General features: G+C 54.4%; 18 protein-coding genes. 15 read left to right on the forward strand and 3 right to left on the reverse strand.

The genetic code is table 11. From position 1 onward, the window contains the following. Nucleotides 1–171: 171 nt before the first annotated feature. The 9 genes from AC5JPW_RS21445 (at nucleotide 172) to AC5JPW_RS21485 (ending at nucleotide 10,338) form a co-directional block, all read left to right on the forward strand. Complete coding sequence (locus AC5JPW_RS21445; RefSeq protein ID WP_494243098.1) at nucleotides 172–924, forward strand: helix-turn-helix transcriptional regulator; 753 nt, start codon at nucleotides 172–174, stop codon at nucleotides 922–924. Nucleotides 925–1,008: 84 nt separating this feature from the next. Then, nucleotides 1,009–1,902, forward strand: a complete 894-nt coding sequence (locus tag AC5JPW_RS21450; protein ID WP_494243099.1) for a proline iminopeptidase-family hydrolase — start codon at nucleotides 1,009–1,011, stop codon at nucleotides 1,900–1,902. A gap of 405 nt (nucleotides 1,903–2,307) precedes the next feature. Further along, nucleotides 2,308–3,966: an ABC transporter substrate-binding protein gene (locus tag AC5JPW_RS21455; protein ID WP_494243100.1), complete on the forward strand. Its 1,659-nt coding sequence runs from the start codon at nucleotides 2,308–2,310 to the stop codon at nucleotides 3,964–3,966. 16 nt (nucleotides 3,967–3,982) lie between these two features. Continuing rightward, the gene (locus AC5JPW_RS21460; RefSeq protein ID WP_494243101.1) at nucleotides 3,983–4,936 is read left to right on the forward strand and encodes an ABC transporter permease; all 954 of its coding nucleotides are present in this window, start codon (nucleotides 3,983–3,985) and stop codon (nucleotides 4,934–4,936) included. A gap of 2 nt (nucleotides 4,937–4,938) precedes the next feature. After that, on the forward strand, nucleotides 4,939–5,832 hold the full coding sequence (locus AC5JPW_RS21465; protein ID WP_494243102.1) for an ABC transporter permease: 894 nt from the start codon (nucleotides 4,939–4,941) through the stop codon (nucleotides 5,830–5,832). A gap of 4 nt (nucleotides 5,833–5,836) precedes the next feature. Next, nucleotides 5,837–6,880 (forward strand): ABC transporter ATP-binding protein, encoded by a 1,044-nt coding sequence (locus AC5JPW_RS21470; protein ID WP_494243103.1) that lies wholly within the window; start codon nucleotides 5,837–5,839, stop codon nucleotides 6,878–6,880. Further along, the gene (locus AC5JPW_RS21475) at nucleotides 6,870–7,880 is read left to right on the forward strand and encodes an ABC transporter ATP-binding protein (RefSeq protein WP_494243104.1); all 1,011 of its coding nucleotides are present in this window, start codon (nucleotides 6,870–6,872) and stop codon (nucleotides 7,878–7,880) included. Before AC5JPW_RS21470 ends, AC5JPW_RS21475 begins: the two co-directional genes overlap by 11 nt. 15 nt (nucleotides 7,881–7,895) lie before the next feature. Further along, a complete protein-coding gene (locus tag AC5JPW_RS21480; RefSeq protein ID WP_494243105.1) occupies nucleotides 7,896–9,068 on the forward strand; it encodes an amidase in 1,173 nt (390 codons plus the stop codon). Between the two features lies 1 nt (nucleotide 9,069). Continuing rightward, nucleotides 9,070–10,338, forward strand: coding sequence for a Zn-dependent hydrolase (locus AC5JPW_RS21485; RefSeq protein ID WP_494243106.1), 1,269 nt, complete (start codon nucleotides 9,070–9,072; stop codon nucleotides 10,336–10,338). Nucleotides 10,339–10,649: 311 nt separating this feature from the next. Here the strand turns inward: AC5JPW_RS21485 and chrA are convergent, their stop codons facing one another. Then, on the reverse strand, nucleotides 10,650–11,843 hold the full coding sequence (gene chrA, locus AC5JPW_RS21490) for a chromate efflux transporter (RefSeq protein ID WP_494243107.1): 1,194 nt from the start codon (nucleotides 11,841–11,843) through the stop codon (nucleotides 10,650–10,652). A 112-nt stretch (nucleotides 11,844–11,955) separates the two neighbouring features. Between chrA and AC5JPW_RS21495 the strand changes: the two genes are divergently transcribed. After that, on the forward strand, nucleotides 11,956–12,543 hold the full coding sequence (locus AC5JPW_RS21495; RefSeq protein ID WP_494243915.1) for a cytochrome b/b6 domain-containing protein: 588 nt from the start codon (nucleotides 11,956–11,958) through the stop codon (nucleotides 12,541–12,543). A gap of 124 nt (nucleotides 12,544–12,667) precedes the next feature. Here the strand turns inward: AC5JPW_RS21495 and AC5JPW_RS21500 are convergent, their stop codons facing one another. Continuing rightward, nucleotides 12,668–13,594 (reverse strand): cation diffusion facilitator family transporter, encoded by a 927-nt coding sequence (locus AC5JPW_RS21500; RefSeq protein WP_494243108.1) that lies wholly within the window; start codon nucleotides 13,592–13,594, stop codon nucleotides 12,668–12,670. A 155-nt stretch (nucleotides 13,595–13,749) separates the two neighbouring features. Here AC5JPW_RS21500 and AC5JPW_RS21505 point away from each other — a divergent pair, with 155 nt between their 5' ends. The 4 genes from AC5JPW_RS21505 to AC5JPW_RS21520 all read left to right on the forward strand — a co-directional run bounded on the left by AC5JPW_RS21505 (nucleotide 13,750) and on the right by AC5JPW_RS21520 (nucleotide 16,572). Then, complete coding sequence (locus tag AC5JPW_RS21505) at nucleotides 13,750–14,439, forward strand: VIT1/CCC1 transporter family protein (protein WP_494243109.1); 690 nt, start codon at nucleotides 13,750–13,752, stop codon at nucleotides 14,437–14,439. A gap of 224 nt (nucleotides 14,440–14,663) precedes the next feature. Continuing rightward, nucleotides 14,664–14,864, forward strand: coding sequence for a hypothetical protein (locus AC5JPW_RS21510; RefSeq protein WP_494243110.1), 201 nt, complete (start codon nucleotides 14,664–14,666; stop codon nucleotides 14,862–14,864). Nucleotides 14,865–14,868: 4 nt separating this feature from the next. After that, the gene (locus tag AC5JPW_RS21515; RefSeq protein ID WP_494243111.1) at nucleotides 14,869–15,630 is read left to right on the forward strand and encodes an SDR family oxidoreductase; all 762 of its coding nucleotides are present in this window, start codon (nucleotides 14,869–14,871) and stop codon (nucleotides 15,628–15,630) included. A gap of 60 nt (nucleotides 15,631–15,690) precedes the next feature. Next, nucleotides 15,691–16,572, forward strand: a complete 882-nt coding sequence (locus AC5JPW_RS21520) for an AraC family transcriptional regulator (protein ID WP_494243917.1) — start codon at nucleotides 15,691–15,693, stop codon at nucleotides 16,570–16,572. 18 nt (nucleotides 16,573–16,590) lie between these two features. Here the strand turns inward: AC5JPW_RS21520 and AC5JPW_RS21525 are convergent, their stop codons facing one another. Beyond that, the gene (locus AC5JPW_RS21525; protein WP_494243112.1) at nucleotides 16,591–17,499 is read right to left on the reverse strand and encodes a cupin domain-containing protein; all 909 of its coding nucleotides are present in this window, start codon (nucleotides 17,497–17,499) and stop codon (nucleotides 16,591–16,593) included. A 121-nt stretch (nucleotides 17,500–17,620) separates the two neighbouring features. Between AC5JPW_RS21525 and AC5JPW_RS21530 the strand changes: the two genes are divergently transcribed. After that, nucleotides 17,621–18,154 carry a carboxymuconolactone decarboxylase family protein gene (locus tag AC5JPW_RS21530; protein WP_494243113.1) on the forward strand — a complete coding sequence of 178 codons (534 nt, stop codon included), beginning with the start codon at nucleotides 17,621–17,623 and terminating at the stop codon, nucleotides 18,152–18,154. Nucleotides 18,155–18,295: the final 141 nt, after the last annotated feature.

The raw sequence follows: 18,295 nt of genomic DNA on the forward strand, positions 1-18,295 counted from the left end.
CGGGCGTTTTCTTTACGCTAACGACATCGTTAAAGGCTGGGTAGTTAGTAAAAATACTAGTTTTGCCCTTCCCGCAGGGCGGCACCGGAATTGCATGCTCTGGCGAAGCCACGGGTAAATTGCACAAACCGTGCCCGTGGCGTGGCACCGATGACCCGGAGGACGTTCACAATGCGCATTAACATTGAAAGCCCTGGTGCGACCAACACCACCAGACTTGAAGAGGCTTTTGCCGGGCTGTTTGCCCGCACACAGGCGTTGGGTTTTGATGCGGTGATTTACGACTACACGCCGGTTCCGCGCTCGCTGGAGGGGGCACTGATCACACCGTCACTGCTGGAAATGCGCAATGTGCCGGACGACATGCGTCGGTTATGGTGCGAACGCGGTTACTACCAGGTTGATCCGGTACAACACTTTGCGCTGGAGAGCTGTGCGCCGTTTGTCTGGTCTTATCAACGCCCGGATCGCAGCGCGTTGCAGGGGCGGCTGGACGAGAACGCGCAGGAAGTGACGCACTACATGCGTGATAACAACATGCCCTGCGGTGCCACAGTACCGCTGCATCTGCCGCACGGTGGCTTTGTCACGCTGACCGGGATTGTGACCGACCAGCGGGAAGAGCGGGATATCAGCGAAACACTGGCGCAACTGACGTTTCTGGCGCACCGTTTTCAGGAGTCAGCATTTCCGCTGTTTGACGCCTCACTGCTCACCTGCCGCCATGTCAAACTGAGCAACCGGGAGCGCGAATGCCTGGCGTGGTCTGCTGAAGGTCTGACGGCGAAAGAGATTGCCCGCAAGCTGCACCGCTCGGTCGCCACGGTCACGCTGCATCTGAATACGGCGGCGAAAAAGCTCGGCGCGACTAACCGGGTGCAGGCCGTGGTTCGCGCGCTGCACTACCGTTTGCTAGACAGTTAAGAACTAGCATTTTTGCTAGTGTTCAGCGTAAGCAGTGACGTTCTAACCTGAAAGCCAGTTCACTTCACAGGGTAAACGTCACTCATGTACACCATTCGAGAAGGCTATATTCCTTTCCGGGGATATCAGACCTGGTTTCGCATCTGCGGCGATCTGCACAATGGTCTGACACCATTAGTGGTCGCGCACGGTGGCCCCGGCTGCACGCACGATTATGTTGATGCGTTTAAAGATATCGCCGAAACCGGGCGCGCCGTGATCCACTACGATCAGTTGGGTAACGGGCGTTCCACCCATCTGCCAGAGAAAAGCCCGGACTTCTGGCAGCCTTCACTGTTTCTGGACGAACTGCATCATCTGCTCCAGGCGCTGGAAATTGCTGACAATTACGCGCTACTGGGACAATCCTGGGGCGGAATGCTGGCGGCAGAGCATGCGGTCACCCAGCCACAGGGACTGAAAGCGATGATTATCGCCAACTCACCGGCCTCGATGGCGCTGTGGCTGGAAGGTGCGGCGAAACTGCGCGCACAACTTCCCCCGGACGTACAGGCAACCTTGCTGGCACACGAAGCCGCTGGCACGTTGGACAGTGCCGAATACAAAGCAGCAAGTCAGGTATTTTATCAGCGTCATGTCTGCCGTCTCGATCCCTGGCCGCCGGAAGTACAGCGTACCTTTGACGCGATGGACATCGACCCTACGGTCTATCACGCGATGAACGGGCCGACGGAATTTCACGTCATCGGCAGTATGAAAGAGTGGACGATTATTGACCGCCTGCCACAGGTGCGCGTGCCAACGCTGCTGATTTCCGGACGCTATGACGAAGCCACGCCTGAGGTTGTGCAGCCGTTTATGGACAAGATTACCGGAGCCCAGTGGGTGATTTTCGAATCCTCAAGCCATATGCCCCATGTCGAAGAACGGGCATTGTGCATGCAGACAGTCGGTGAGTTTTTGACGAAAACCTGTTGATGTAAGCCCTGACACACCATCTAACACAACGCAGCCCCCCCTCCAGACCTTCTGATATTCCTGTCAGGGGGTCTTTTCGCACCGCCCCCTTCATTGCCACCGCCCTGGCTAACTAATAATTCCTGCATGATCATGAAAAGATTTAATAAAATGTCACGAGACAAAATAATATCGCACAGAAATCAAAATCAGGAAGATTTAATGGTGCATTTTTGCAACATAATTCCCGTTACGAGTGCGAAATAAAGCTGAAATATAAAAAAGGGTTATTTTAAAAGCGCTGTAATCCCATGAGTAATAACCACTTCTGATATTCCCCCTGCCTGAATGACAGAAATTCTTATTTAGCCAACTGGTATGTATCTTGCGTGTTAAATGTCTCATTTATTTAACAGGGACAACGTGATGCTTAATCAACCTTTTTGGCGTAAACACCGTGTGGCGGCAGCCATCGGCACACTGGCGCTGGCTGGCGCATTACAGGTACAGGCCTCAACTTTACGCATAGCCATGACGGCGGCGGATATCCCGTTAACGCTGGGTCAGCCGGATCAGGGCTATGAGGGTAACCGCTTTACCGGTATTCCTTTATATGACGCCCTGGTGGAGTGGGATTTGTCGCAAGGAGAGAAACCGAGCGGCCTGGTGCCGGGTCTGGCAACCGAGTGGCACGTTGACCCACAGAATCAAACCCGCTGGATCTTCACGTTGCGCCCTGGCGTCAAATTCCACGATGGCACCGAAGTGAATGCTGACGCCATTGTCTGGAACGTGGGCAAAGTGCTGGATAAAACCTCCCCGCAATATGCGCCAGGACAAATCGGCAACACCTTATCCCGTATGCCGACGCTGACCGGGGCGGAAAAAATTGATGACCACACCGTGGCGCTGACCACGTCAGAACCGGATGCGCTGCTGCCGTACAACATTACCAACCTGTTTATTGCCTCCCCGACGGCCTGGCAGAAAATCTTCGATGCCGTACCGACCTCGGCGGGCGACACGGCGGCACGCAGTAAGCAGGCCTGGACCACGTTTGCCTCGCAGGCGGTGGGCAGTGGCCCGTTCAAACTGGAAAAACTGGTGCCGCGCCAGCAGCTGATCCTCGCGAAAAACCCTGACTACTGGAATAAAGACCGCATTCCGCGTGTCGACAAAGTGGTGCTGATCCCCCTGCCGGAGGCCAACGCCCGCACTGCCGCGCTGCTGTCAAAACAGGTCGACTGGATAGAAGCGCCCGCACCGGATGCTGTGGATCAGCTTAAAGCCCAGGGCTTTAAAATCTACGCCAACACCCAGCCGCACGTCTGGCCGTGGCAGTTCTCATTCCTTGAAGGTTCACCGTGGCGCGACATTCGCGTGCGTAAAGCGGCCAACCTGTGCCTGAACCGCAGCGAGCTTAAAAGCTACCTTGGCGGTTACATGTCAGAAGCCACTGGCGTGTACGAAGAAGGCAACCCGTGGCGCGGCAAGCCGACCTTCCAGATCAAGTACGACCCGGACACCGCACGGAAACTGATGAGCGAGGCCGGTTACAGCGAGAGCAAACCGCTGCACGTGACGGTTGCGACATCGGCTTCTGGCTCCGGTCAGATGCAGCCGCTGCCCATGAACGAATACATCCAGCAGAGCTTAAAAAGCTGCTTCTTTAACGTCGATATCAAAGTGAATGAGTGGAACACGCTGTTTACCAACTGGCGTCTGGGGGCGAAAGATCCTTCCGCTCAGGGCGTGAATGCCATCAACGTAAGTGCGGCAGTGACCGACCCGTACTTTGGCATGATCCGCTTTGCCACCGAAAAAGCCTTCCCACCGACCGCCACAAACTGGGGTTACTTCACCACGCCAGAAACCGAAAAGCTGGCGACCGCCGTCAAGCATGCCTTCACCCCGGCGGAGATGGATAAAGCCGCAGGCGAACTGCACGCCGCGCTGGTGGATCAGGCTCCGTTCCTGTTTGTCGCCCACGATGTTGGCCCGCGCGCCATTTCTCCGGCGGTCACGGGTGTCGTGCAGCCACAGAGCTGGTTTATCGACTTAAGTCTGGTGAGTAAGAAAGAGTAATCGAAGAGGAGAGGCCATGATCAGCACACTCTTTTACCGCATTTTGCTGGCGATCCCGACCATGTTAGGGGTCGCGGTGATCTGTTTCCTGCTGGTGCAAATTGCACCGGGCGATCCGCTGGTGTCGGTGATGCCACCGGATGCCTCCGAAGCCATGCGCCAGACACTTATGCAGGCCTACGGCTTTGATAAACCCCTGCCGGTGCAGTTTATGCACTGGCTATGGCGGGCGCTGCACGGGGATTTGGGCATGTCAGTGGCGACAGGGCGGCCGGTGATTGGCGAAGTGATGAGCGCAGTCACTTACTCGCTGCGCCTGGCGCTGCTGGCGACGGTGATAGGCTTTGTCCTCGGCAGCCTGTTCGGTTTTGTCGCGGGCTACTTTCGCAACAGTGTGGTTGACCGCCTGGCCTCGCTGCTGTCGGTGTTTGGTGTGAGCGTACCGCACTACTGGCTCGGCATGCTGCTGGTCATTGTCTTCAGTGTGAAGTTTGCGCTGTTGCCCGCCACCGGCGGTGGACCGATTGGCGAAACCGGCTGGCAGTGGGACTGGGCGCATCTGCAATTCATGCTGCTGCCTGCGATTACGCTGTCGGTTATCCCCACGGGCATTATCGCCCGCACCGTGCGCTCGCAGGTTGCCGACATTCTTAGTCAGGAGTTTATTGTCGGCCTGCGCGCCCGTGGCCTCAACGAGTCGCGCATCTTCTGGCACGTGGTGAAAAACGCCGCCCCAACCGCACTGGCCGTCATGGGATTGCAGGTCGGTTACCTGATGGGCGGATCCATTCTGGTGGAGACCGTCTTCTCGTGGCCGGGGACCGGCTTGCTGCTCAACACCGCTATTTTTCAGCGCGATCTGCCGTTATTGCAGGGCACGATTTGGGTACTGGCGCTGTTTTTTGTGCTGCTCAATCTGCTGGTGGATGTGCTGCAAACCTCTCTCGATCCGCGCATTAAGAGGAGCTAAAGATGGTGGATAGCGTAACCCCAAAAATCACCGTTGCAGCACCTGCTGTAGCGGCTTCACAGGGCTACTGGCGCGGCGTGGGTGCACGGCTGATGCGTGACCCCGGCGGCGTGATCGTGGGCGTGATTATTCTCGTGCTGCTGGTACTGGCGCTGTTTGGCCCGTGGTTGATAGTGAAAGACCCTTATCAGACGTCCATGTTTATGCGCCTGAAACCGATTGGCACCGATGGCTTCCCGCTGGGTTCCGATGAGTTGGGGCGCGACATGCTCTCCCGTCTTATCCTCGGAACGCGGTTATCGCTGTTTATGGGCATTGTGCCAGTGGTGTTTGCGTTTTTTATTGGCGGTGCGATTGGCATTGTCGCGGGCTATATGGGGGGCAGAACCAACACCCTGATTATGCGCACCATCGACATTTTCTACGCCTTTCCCTCGGTACTGCTGGCCATTGCCCTTTCCGGCGCGATGGGCGCAGGCATTGGTAATGCCCTGCTCTCGCTGACGCTGGTTTTTGTCCCGCAGGTGGCGCGCATTGCCGAAAGCGTGACCGCGCAGGTGCGCCATATGGATTATATCGATGCCGCCCGCGCCACCGGAGCCAGCGCGTTCACCATCATCCGCGTTCAGGTGCTGGGCAATGTGTTAGGGCCTATTTTCGTCTTTTCTACCGGGCTGATTTCGGTGTGCATGATCCTCGCCTCTGGCCTGTCGTTTCTGGGCCTGGGAGTGCGCCCACCTGAACCCGAGTGGGGGCTGATGCTCAATACCTTACGTACCGCAATCTACACCCAGCCGTGGGTGGCGGCGCTGCCGGGGATGATGATTTTTATCACCTCCATCTCATTCAACGTTCTGGCGGATCGCCTGCGCGCCGCCATGGCGATTAAGGAGTAACAGCATGCAACCTTTTATCAATGTCGATATTGGCGGCCCGGCGCAGCCTCTGTTGCGGGTGAACAATCTGGTGAAGCATTTTCACCTCGGTGCGCGCAAAGGCCGTGAAGTGGTACAGGCCGTGGATAACGTCAGCTTCGAAGTGCACAAAGGAGAAACGCTCGGTGTGGTAGGCGAGTCCGGCTGCGGTAAATCCACCACCGCGCGCGTGTTGATGCAGTTGCTGGCACAGGACAGCGGTGAACTGGTGTTTGACGGTGAAGCCGTTGGTTCGTCGCGCCTGCCCATGAAAGCCTATCGTCGCCAGGTGCAGATGGTATTTCAGGATAGCTACGCGTCGTTAAACCCACGCCTGACGATGGAAGAGAGCATTGCGTTTGGCCAGCAGGTGCACGGCATTAGCCGCAAAGAGGCCAATGAGTATGCCCGATATCTGCTGGCGCACGTCGGGCTGGAACCGGCGCGTTTTGCCCATCGCTACCCGCATGCGTTATCCGGCGGTCAGCGCCAGCGCGTCAACATCGCCCGCGCACTGGCCATGAAGCCGAGAATGGTGATCCTCGATGAAGCCGTTTCCGCGCTCGATAAATCGGTCGAAGCCCAGGTGCTGCAACTGTTGCAGGAGTTGAAACGCACGCTGGATCTCACCTACGTGTTTATCAGCCACGATCTGCATGTGGTGCGCTGGCTCTCGGATCGCATTCTGGTGATGTACCTCGGTGAAGTGGTGGAAATTGGTCCTTCAGAGGCGCTGTTTACCGCCTCTGCTCACCCCTATACCCGTGCGTTGCTGAGCTCCATGCCGTCAATGGACCCAGCAAACCGCACGCTGGTGTCACCGCTGTCGGGCGATCCACCCAGCCCCATCTCGCCGCCAGCGGGCTGCCGTTTTCACACCCGCTGCCCGCATGCCCGATCCGTGTGCTCACAGGTAAAACCGACTCTGCAATATGTTGGTGAAGGACATCAAAGCGCCTGCCTGATGGCGCAGCCGGATTCGGTGTACCACCAGGCCATTGCGGTGCAGGAGGTGAGCCATGTCGCATGAAGCCTATGTCCATATCCGCGATTTGCAGGTGGAGTTTCGCCGCGACGGCCAGACCATCAATGCGGTCAACGGCGTCTCGTTCGACGTGCGCAAAGGGGAAGTGATGGCCCTGATTGGCGAATCCGGCTCCGGCAAAAGCGTCACCTTGCGTGCGTTGATGCGCCTGCACCCGCCGAAAAGCAGCGTACTGCGTGGCACCATAAATGTGGGCGGTGAAGCGGTACTGAACATGAATGCGCAGCAGTTGCGGCGCTATCGCGGGAAAACCTGCGCGATGATTTTTCAGGAACCGTTGCTGGCCTTTGACCCGGTGTACACCGTCGGGCAACAGATTATTGAGGGACTGCGCCGTCATGAAGGGCTGTCGCGAAGTGATGCTAAAGCACGTGCGCTGGACGCCCTGCGCCAGGTGCGCATTCCCAGTCCTGAGCGGCGGCTGGAGGCCTATCCCCATGAGATGTCTGGCGGCATGCGCCAGCGCGCGATGATTGCTCTGGCGCTCTCCTGCAATCCGCAGTTGTTGCTGGCCGACGAACCCACCACGGCACTTGACGCCACGGTACAAATTCAGATTTTGATCCTGCTGCGCGAGCAGCAAAAACTGCGTGACCTGTCGATCATCTTCGTGACACACGATATTGGTGCGGCGGTAGAAATCGCCGATCGCGTGGCAGTCATGTACGCCGGGCGCATCGTTGAAGAAGCTCCCATCGCGGAGATTCTCACCCAACCCCGTCACCCGTATACCCGCGTGTTACTTGGCAGCCGCCCGAAAGAGGGGCTGAAAAAAGGCGATGCGCTGTACTGCATTCCCGGCTCTCCGCCGGATCTCGCCAGCCTGCCACCGGGCTGCGCCTTTGCTGCTCGCTGCCCGCATGCTCAATCCACCTGCACCCAGACGCAACCCGTTACTGAACAGGTCGCCGAACGCCATGTGGTCAGTTGCCACCGCTGGCGCGAACTGGCCGCCGATATCACACCGCAACAGGCTTATGCCTGAATTTGAGGAGGTAAAATGCAGGATCCTGCCCGTGCTTTTATGCCTTATCCCTTTGTGCCCGTCCCGCATGCACAAAGCGGCCCACTCTCCGGGTTAACCTTCGGGGCAAAAGATCTGTTTGATGTGGCGGGCTACCCGACCGGCGGTGGCAACCCGCATGTGCTTGCGGCTTCAGGCATCAAGACCACCACCGCACCGGTGGTTCAGAAGCTGCTGGATGGCGGCGCACGTTTCGTGGGCAAAACCCACACCAGCGAGCTGGCCTATTCGATGAGTGGCCATAACATCCATTACGGTACACCGCGAAATGGTGCCGCACCACTGCGCATTCCCGGCGGCTCCTCTTCCGGCTCGGCCTCTGCCGTCTCTAACGGCCTGTGCGATATTGCGCTCGGCTCCGACACCGGCGGTTCTGTCCGCACTCCCGCCAGCTACTGCGGCCTGTTTGGCCTGCGTCCGACGCACGGTCGCCTCTCACTGGCCGGTTGCCAACCGTTGTGTGCCACCATGGACACCTGCGGTTTCTTTGCCCGCACCCCGCAGGCTTTCAGCGCCGCGGCGACCTGCTTGCTGGGTGAAGACATCTGCGCACCGAGCGCTATCGAACTCGCCTGCCACGAGGCCTTGTTTGCCGACTTACCGGCGCACACCCAACAGGCGCTACTGCCGGTACGGGAACAGCTCGCCCAACGCTTCGGCAGCGTGACAATGCTGGATGCCCCCTTACCTGAGCGTGAAGCCGTCTACCTCGCCTTTCGCCAAATCCAGGGCTATGAAGCCTGGCAGTCGCAGGGTGGCAATATTGAGCGTCTTGGCATGCAGCTGGGGCCGGATGTTGCCGAGCGTTTTGCCTGGGGCAAAGCGATAACCAGTGCACAATTCGACGCAGCTTGCCAGCTACGCGACAGCTTTACAGCCTGGTGGCAGTCGCAGTTGGGCGATTGCATTTTAATCATGCCCACCGTCCCGGATATTGCCCCGTTATTGAGCGCCACCGCGCAAGAGATTGAGGCCACACGTCGGGTGTCCCACGATCTGTTACTGATTTCCGTTCTGACCCGTCGCCCACAGGTGAACATTCCTGTCACCACGCTTGATGGCGCGCCGCTGGGGATTTCGCTTCTCGGCCCATGCGGCAGCGATGCATTACTGGTCTCGATGGCCACCACCTTTATGCAGGGAGAGTAAGATGACAAGCGATGTATTGAACCCGTCAGCCACGGCGCTGGCTGAATGCCGGATTAATGGCGAACGTCTGTGGGATTCACTGATGGAGCTGGCGAAAATTGGCGCCACACCGAAAGGCGGCTGTTGTCGTCTGACGCTGACCGATCTGGACAGGCAAGGGCGTGATTTGGTAATTGGCTGGGGCAAAGCGGCCGGACTGAGTATCACCGTCGATAAAATCGGTAACGTGTTTATGCGCCGGGAAGGACGTAACCCAAATCTGCCACCGGTGGTAGCGGGCAGCCATATTGATACGCAGCCGACAGGCGGCAAGTTTGACGGCAACTTTGGCGTCCTGGCAGCACTGGAGGTGGTGCGCACGTTGAACGATTTGCAGCTCGAAACGGATGCCCCCGTGGAAGTGGTGTTCTGGACCAATGAAGAGGGCTCGCGCTTTGTGCCCGTGATGATGGGCTCAGGCGTCTTTGCCGGAGTCTTCCCGCTGGAGAAAATCTACGCCGCCACCGATGCAGAAGGCAAAACAGTATTGCAGGAACTCGAGAAGATTGGCTACGTCGGTCAACAAACGCCGGGCGATCACCCAATAGGCGCTTACTTTGAAGCGCACATCGAACAGGGGCCAATTCTCGAAGAAGAGGAGAAAGTCATTGGCGTGGTCCAGGGCGTACTGGGGATCCGTTGGTATGACTGCACTGTAACCGGCATGGAGTCTCACGCTGGCCCCACGCCGATGCATCTGCGTCAGGATGCGTTGCAGGTGGCGACCCGCATCATGCAGGAAGTGGTGGCGATTGCCGGGCGCAGTGAGCAGGGACGTGGCACGGTCGGCATGGTGCAGGTGCATCCCAACAGCCGCAATGTGGTGCCGGGCGAAGTGACATTCTCCATCGATATGCGCAACATCAGCGATGCTGCCGTCGATGAGATGGATGCCCAATTGCAGGACTTTATCATTGCGGTGTCGCAGGAAAGTGGTCTTGGCATCACGCTTGAGCAGGTCAGCCACTATCCCGCCGCACCCTTTGATGCCCGCTGCCAGCAGTCAATAGGTCGTGCCGCACAGCAACTCGGTTATCCATCGCGACCAATTATCTCCGGTGCCGGGCACGATGCAGTCTATATGAGTTACCTGGCCCCGACCGGGATGATCTTTATTCCCTGTAAAGACGGCATCAGCCATAACGAAATTGAGTATGCATCACCCGAACATGTCGCCGCCGGGGCGAACGTCTTGCTCCAGGTAATGATGGAGTACGCTGGCATACGCTAACTTCAGGTGCTATTCATCCAGTGACATCAGGCCTGGCACATTTCTGATGTCACTTTTTTCTGGCCTGCAAGAGACTCGTCGTTTTGGATTACCCATTTCGCCAGGCCCTTCAATATTGACAGAGTGATCTGAGTACAGTGCCCGTCGAAGAAAGGACATCTCGCCTTTGACAGGCGTGCAGGAAAACGGGAATAACGTCATCACGAAGCAACGGGATGCGACGTGTGTGCTTTTAGTCATGAGTAGTGGATGGCTTATGCAAATTGCTGTCAGGGTAATAAGATGTATATTCGTGTAGTTGAACTCATCGTCTAAATGATCATCCCCACAACACCACTACACACAACAACAAGCCAGGGCGGAAGTTTCCAGAAGATAAGGGCAACCAGCCCCAACAGCGCTAAACCAAAGTCCTGGGGGCTATGGATGGCGTTTGTCCATATGGGGTTATAAAGTGCCGCCAGCAGTAAACCAACAACAGCTGCATTGATACCGGATAATGCAGCGCGAATCCGTCGGTTTCCTTTCACATGCTCCCAGAACGGAAGAGCGCCGGTAACCAGCAAAAAAGAAGGGGTAAAGATTGCCAGTAGACATAACATGCCGCCTTCCCATCCGGAAGGGAACTGGCCCATCGACGCACCAAGAAACGCAGCAAAGGTAAACAAGGGGCCTGGCATCGCCTGTGCAGCACCATAACCTGCCAGGAAAATGTCATTGCTGACCCACCCGGTCGGGATAACCACAGCCTGGAGTAATGGCAAAACAACGTGACCACCACCAAAAACCAGTGAGCCGGTCCGATAAAATGCATCCACCACTTCCAGCACATGATTCCGATATATAGCAGTCAGCAGCGGTAATCCGAGCAGTAGTATCAAAAAAAGCACCAGCCAGAATACGCCTGTCCGAAGCCGTAAGGAGACATGAGGTGGGTCATGCATTTCGCTCTGAGCGGGTTTGCAGACCAACAGGCCAATGATAGCCGCAGCCCCCATAACGCCTATCTGGCTCAGAGCAGCAGGAAAAAGAAGGAGGAAGCAAGCTGCAAAGGCCATGATGCTTACGCGTACGACATCCGGACAAAGATTACGCGCCATCCCCCATACCGCCTGCGCAACCACGGCAACGGCTACCACCTTTAGGCCGTGCAGAGCACCAGAAGGCATCAATTCTCCGTAGCTGGACATTCCCAGAGCAAAGAGTATGAGCAAAATCGCTGAGGGTATTGTGAATCCAGCCCAGGCTGCCAGAGCCCCGGGATAGCCAGCCCGGTACAATCCCAACGCAATACCAACCTGACTACTTGCCGGGCCGGGAAGAAACTGGCAAAGCGCAACTAAATCTGAATAACCCTGCGCACTTATCCATTTACGTCGGGTCACAAATTCATCGCGAAAATAACCCAAATGGGCAATCGGTCCGCCAAAGGACGTCAGACCAAGCCTGATAAATATCAGGAAAACCCCCACAGAGGTGCGATCAGAGACTACTTCATGCTTCATCTCACTTTATTCCCCTGTTTTGGGTGGGATACTTAAAATGAAGGCGTTAAGGTTTCGTTAATTAATAGTCATGATACTCATAAGGTCAACCACCTAATTAAATGGATAAATGATGAACGAAAAATTACGTAATGCACTCCCTCACAGAGACACTCCCTTTCTGCGGGTACTGCATATTATTGTAGCTGTACTGGTTTTGTTGCAGATCATTAACTCTAATCTTACCGAAAGAGAGGCACTTAGCGATCTATCACTGACCGGCATCGTGACGTGGTTCCATATCATCTCGGGATTCGCGCTGATAATCCTTGGATTAGTCATGCTTGTCTGGATGCTGAAACAACGCGGATTTCGTTACTATTATGCCTGGCTGGCCCTTGATTTTCGTGGTGTGATTGAAGACATCAAAATGCTCATGTCATTCCGTCTTCCCGACGCCCATGCTGGTGGAATGGCGGCATTGATCCAGGGGCTCGGTGTAATGGCGCTGTTGGGTGTGGCATTGTGTGGTGGGTTATGGTTTGTGTTAAATGCAATGTCTGGACCTTCATCTGTGCTGGCACAAAATGTTCTTCATTTTCATAAATTTCTTACTGTATTTATTGAGACCTATTTCTGGGCGCATGGTGCAATGGGTTTGCTTCATATATTTCTTACCTTCCGCAACCAGAGGAAAAGTCCTGCAACTGAAACTGAGTAAAACGCTTGTGCTGATTGTAGATAATAACGCTGTAGTGGCAGGTTAATACGGGCAACTACAGCGTTAGTATCGCGTCCTCAACCGAATCAACCTACCGCGTTGAAACAGGCAGAATAATTTAACATCAGAAACGGCCAGTATGCTGAACACAGCACTCGGTTTCTTTAGCAGAAAATGGATCGATATGAACCATAACATTCAGAACATCATTATTTTGTAATACTCTTTCCCGCGCAGCAATCGCAATATCATGGCCATCTCTGACGGATAAATTTTCAGGAACCTCCAGATGGACGTCGACCAGGATAAGATCTCCTGCCTTGCGCGTTTTAAGATCATGGAGCCCAAAAACACCGGGAGTGGAGAGAAGAATAGCTTTTATTTCATGTTCCTTATCTCTGTCAGCAGAGCGGTCCATCAGATCGTGCATTGCATCATAAGCAAATGAGTAACCCATACGTAATATCAGTATACCGACGACAAAAGCAGCGACAGGATCAAACCAAGGGTATCCAGCCAGAGTTCCTATAATCCCCACTGCCACGACTACCGATGACGCGGCGTCAGAACGGGCATGCCATGCATTTGCCACAAGGAGTGAGGACTGAACACGGATAGCCACACTGAGCATATACCTGAACAAGGTTTCTTTTGTGATGAGTGCTGCCAGTGCCACCCAGAGCGCTACAGCATGAACCTCGGAAAGCCGTTCCGGATGAAGCAATTTCCCGCCTGCAGACCACAACATTCCGGCCCCGACAGCTGCAAGCAGTATTCCCAAAATCATTGACGCACCGTTCTCGTACCGCCAGTGCCCGTAATGATGGTCACTGTCTGACGGTTTACGGCTTTTTTTATTGGCAAACAAAACCACAAAGTCAGCAATTAAATCGGAAAGAGAATGAATCCCATCAGCAATTAACCCCTGAGAACCTGAAAATAAACCAGTCAGAATTTGCATCAATGATAAGAAAAAATTAACCACGACACTGACCAATGTACTTTTATTCGCAGCGAGTGAACGCTCATGATATTTGTTATCATTTCGCATAAAATATCTCAGCTAAATAAAACCCAAATTATGGACTAAACTAATTCAATCTTAATTCAATATTAATAATAAATAAATACAATACCCGGCAATGCCGCTTTATATACCAGCAACACCGAAGTTATAAATATGCTTATTTACAGGAGAACAGAAACATGCATCTTGAGCGACACAGTATTGAAAACATTGGATGGCTAAGGGCCGCTGTACTGGGGGCAAATGACGGTATTGTGTCGACGGCGAGCCTTGTCCTCGGAGTCGCCTCTGCCAATACGGGTCCCTCTGCTGTTTTACTGGCGGGGGTTGCCGGACTGGTTGCAGGTGCGATGTCGATGGCAACAGGAGAATATGTTTCAGTCTCATCTCAGGCGGATACAGAAAACGCAGCTCTTGCGCAAGAACAAAAAGAACTGGAAACAGATTATCAGGGTGAGGTACGGGAGCTTACTTCATTGTATATACAGCGTGGAGTGGAGCCGACAATTGCTCACCAGGTGGCAGAGCAGTTAATGGTGAAAGATGCGCTGGATGCCCATGCCCGGGAAGAACTCGGTCTGACAGGGACGAATTCTGCACAGCCTCTACAGGCTGCCATCTTTTCAGCACTAAGCTTCTCTGCCGGTGCACTGCTGCCTTTAATCGTTGCCTGGCTGAGTCCAGCAAAACTGGTTGTTTCATTTATTATCTTTTCCACTCTTTTTTCACTGGCTGCTCTTGGCTACATATCCTCGATTGTGAGTAAAGCGCCTCCTGTCAGGGCGATCATCAGAATTACGTTCTGGAGCACCATGGCAATGGTTTTGTCGATGGGAGTTGGCCATCTTGCCGGACGGGCGCTGCTTTAGGATAGCGCTACGCCACCCCATTGAACTCACTGCCCATGACTAACCACCTGAAACCGGGGTTATGGGTCGGAATAAACGACAACCCAATCTTTACTTTCACTCCTGAAGGTCATTTGAAGTGAGACATGGAATGTCCCAAATGACCACCATAATCGTCATTTAAGACATCTCTTTTTTACTTATGATTCTCTCACCGAATCAACAGTGACCGAGAGGAGTCTGCAATGCGTCCCGCAACACAACCCGCTAAAAGCGCCGTCGTGTTCACAGGTGCATCCTCCGGTATCGGTGCTATCTACGCCAATCGTCTGGCACCCAAGCTGTTCATTCTGCGTGGATCCCGGATTTGTCGTGCGAAGCGCAGGCACCATCATCAATACCTCGTCGATTGTCATCCTCGCTCCGGCCTTACCCAACAGGAATAACCGTATGAAACTGACAGGCAATACTATTTTTATCACTGGCGGCACGTCTGGTATTGGCCGTGCGATGGCTGAAAAATTTCATCAACTGGGTAATCAGGTGATCATTTCAGGCCGTCGTAAGACTCTTCTGGACATAGTCACTGCGGCCAACCCGGGGATGGATTCCGTGGTTCTGGATGTCACCGATTCATCCAGCATTAAATCGGCGGCGAAAGAGGTGCTCTCCCGCTATCCGGCACTGAATGTGGTGATCAATAACGCTGGAATTATGCCATTCGATAATGCTGCCGCCGAACTGGATGACGACATGGCCACTACCTTACTGGATACCAACCTGTTGGGTACTGTTCGGGTCAGTTCAGCATTTGTTGAACACCTGAAACAGCAACCTGATGCGGTATTGATCAATAACAGTTCGATTCTGGCCTTTTTACCCCTCGTGACCAATGCACTCTACTCAGCAACCAAAGCAGCAATTCACTCTTACACCCTGTCACAGCGTTTTTTACTACGCGATGCCGGTGTGAAGGTCATTGAAATCTCACCGCCCTGGGTCGACACCGACTTGATCTACAAAAGCGGTGATTCCCGCGCGATGCCATTAGCTGATTTCATCGAGCAGACCTTTGACAAACTGTCGACAGACGCCATTGAAGCGATTGTCGATAATGTGCTCCCTGCCCGTTCTAACCCCGGCATCAATGAACACGAGATGGTGAATGCGTTTAATCAGTCAATGGTGGAGAACCCAATACCGGTTGCGTAACCTGCTCTGGGGCAGGTTACTGCCCCATCTCTGGAGTTTATGATGCAAAATCACCTGTCCATGTCTCAAAGGCGTGCACTATGGGCACTTAGCCTGGCCTATTTTATTCAGGCGACCGGTTCGCTTTCTGTTGCTGGCAGTCTGGTCCCGATTTCTCAGGAGTGGGGAATTAGCGATGCGCAAAGTGCCCGTCTGCTCTCTATTTTCGGCCTGACGTTTGCGCCAGGGGTGCCGCTGGCACAGGTTATGTTCGGTAAGATCATGCGCAGAACACAGATATTGGCGGGCATGCTGGTATTTGGGTTGGGGGCCTTTATTTTTTCCATCGCTCCGGACTACAGGGTGCTGGTGGCTTCGCGGATTCTGATGGGCCTGGGCGCCTCTCTGATGGCTGAGCGCCCATTTTACCAGCCTGTGGTCTACTCCGAACACGGAGGAACCGTACCTTCTTCTTCTGGTGTCGGCGTGGATTCAGCGAAATTGAGCGAGGAAACGCGGGTGGATACCTGGCTGGTAGCAGGCGTGCTTTCACCCGTAGAGGACCCCGCCAGCCCTGGGGTAGTTCATTTTCTGCAAACCACTGCCCGCCAGACACAGCATTCTGAAATGCTTGCCCTGGCGCCTCGCTCAGATCGCCTGCAAACTGCGCTGGAATATGCCCGTAATAATCTGCGTAAAACCCTGACAGTGGAAATGCTTGCCGATGCGGTGCACGTCAGCGCCCGCCAGCTCAGCCGCCTGTTTCGTCAGGAGACGGGCAAATCACCGGCAAAAGCGATTGAAGGGCTACGGCTTGAGACTGCACGCTTAATGATTGAACAAAGCCGCCTGTCACTGGATGCCATTGCCCGCGAGTCCGGTTTTCGCGACAGACGGCATATGCGGGAGGTGTTTGTTCGCGGATATGGCATTCCACCTCAGTCGCTTCGCGCAGGGCGTTAATTTACGGCGTGGTTTGCTCTACCCACGTTTACGGTGCCGGGCAGGCGTTATGCCATAGGTTTTTTTGAACGCTTTAGAGAATGACGACAGCGACAAAAAACCACACTGCTCTGCCACTCTCTCCGCTGTCAGGCTTCTCTCTTCTAAAAGCAGTCTCGCCGCCAACACCATACGTAACTGGTTGAGCCATGACTGGGGCGTCTGATGATAGCTATGCGAAAAGTGGCGAGCGAAGGTGGCACGGGACAGAAAACAGCGTTGCGCCATCAACTCCATAGTCCATGGTGATGCCGGATCGGCGATAACGGCCAATACAGCAGGAGCAAGACGTTTGTCGCTTAGCAGCCGTAACACACCGGCGGGAGGCTCGTGCAGCGACAGTAAAATACGCAGGATCAGCGCGAGCAAAGTTTCTGCGAGTCCTTTAACGATACTCGCACTGCCCGGTAAACCGCTCAAACTTTCGCGTACCAGCATAAGAAGCAGCGTTTCCAGCTCAGGAAAATCGTGTCGCTCATCGGTATGAAGATGGATCAGTCTTGTTTCATCAGCGAACATCCAGCGATAGCCCGGACCAAAATGAAACTCACCGCACAAAACCTCTACCGCTGGCCCCGGCCCTTCCGTCCACACTTCAGTTACGGTGCCATTATTGTTGACCTGTGCAGGAACAACCTGCCCCCAGTCCACCAGACTTTGCAATAAATGTGACGATCCGTGCGGAAGCAGAAGGATATCGCCAGCACGCACATCGAACGTCTTCCCTTCTACGACCAGTCGGGTTTCACCATGAAGAATGACATGCCAGGGCACAGTACCGGCAAGCTGCTGTGGGTGATCAGCATTCCAGTGCCCGGTAAAACGGCAGTGAAGATTGACGCTGCATGTTGGCGAAAGTAAGGAAAGCAAGCGACTGAGGTTATCCACCCTGGCTCCTGAGACGATAAGACACATAATCGAGACGATACGGCCAGAATGCCTGTCCGCGGCGCCCTATTATGTGCTCATCGCCGATATGGCGAAACCCTTAAACTGAAAGGAAAAAATGATGAGTCGTTTAACTTTTGTACACCCCAACAATGCCACGGGCAAGACTGCAGACCTCTTTAGCACCATTAAACGGGCGATGGGTAAAGTACCGAATGCCTACCAGGCCATCGGGATAGCTCCTGACATTCTCGGTCAGGCGTTGCAACACAACGCCACGCTGGCTAAAAGCCAGTTGAATAAACAAGAAATTGAAGCCGTTAACCTTGTGGTAAGTGAAGTGTCAGGGTGTGATTACTGCCTGGCGGCACATACGCTCACCGGGAAAATGGCAGGCTATAGCGTTGAGCAAATTCAGGCATTACGCCGGGGAGAGTATCCGGAAGACCCGCATATTGATGCGCTGGTCAAATTTGTGAAAACCCTGGTAACGACCCGCAACACACTACCGGAACAAACCGTCAGCCGCTTTCTGGCAGCGGGTTTTAGCGATCGGCAAGTGGTGGAAGTCATCAGTGCAGTCAGTGCAATTCTGTTTACGAATATGATCAACCGTGTAAATGACACCGTGGTGGATTTCCCAAAAGTTAATTAACCCTGCATGTGGCAGCAAGACATCTCTTTCTGCCACAACAATAATGGTTCGCCTTCCCCCACAATTCAGCATGTCCCCTGAAATCTCCACTTCTAAGCGTTTCATCTTTCTCACTTGTTGATATAAATAATTGTTTATTAA

Source organism: Phytobacter sp. (genome assembly GCF_059074235.1).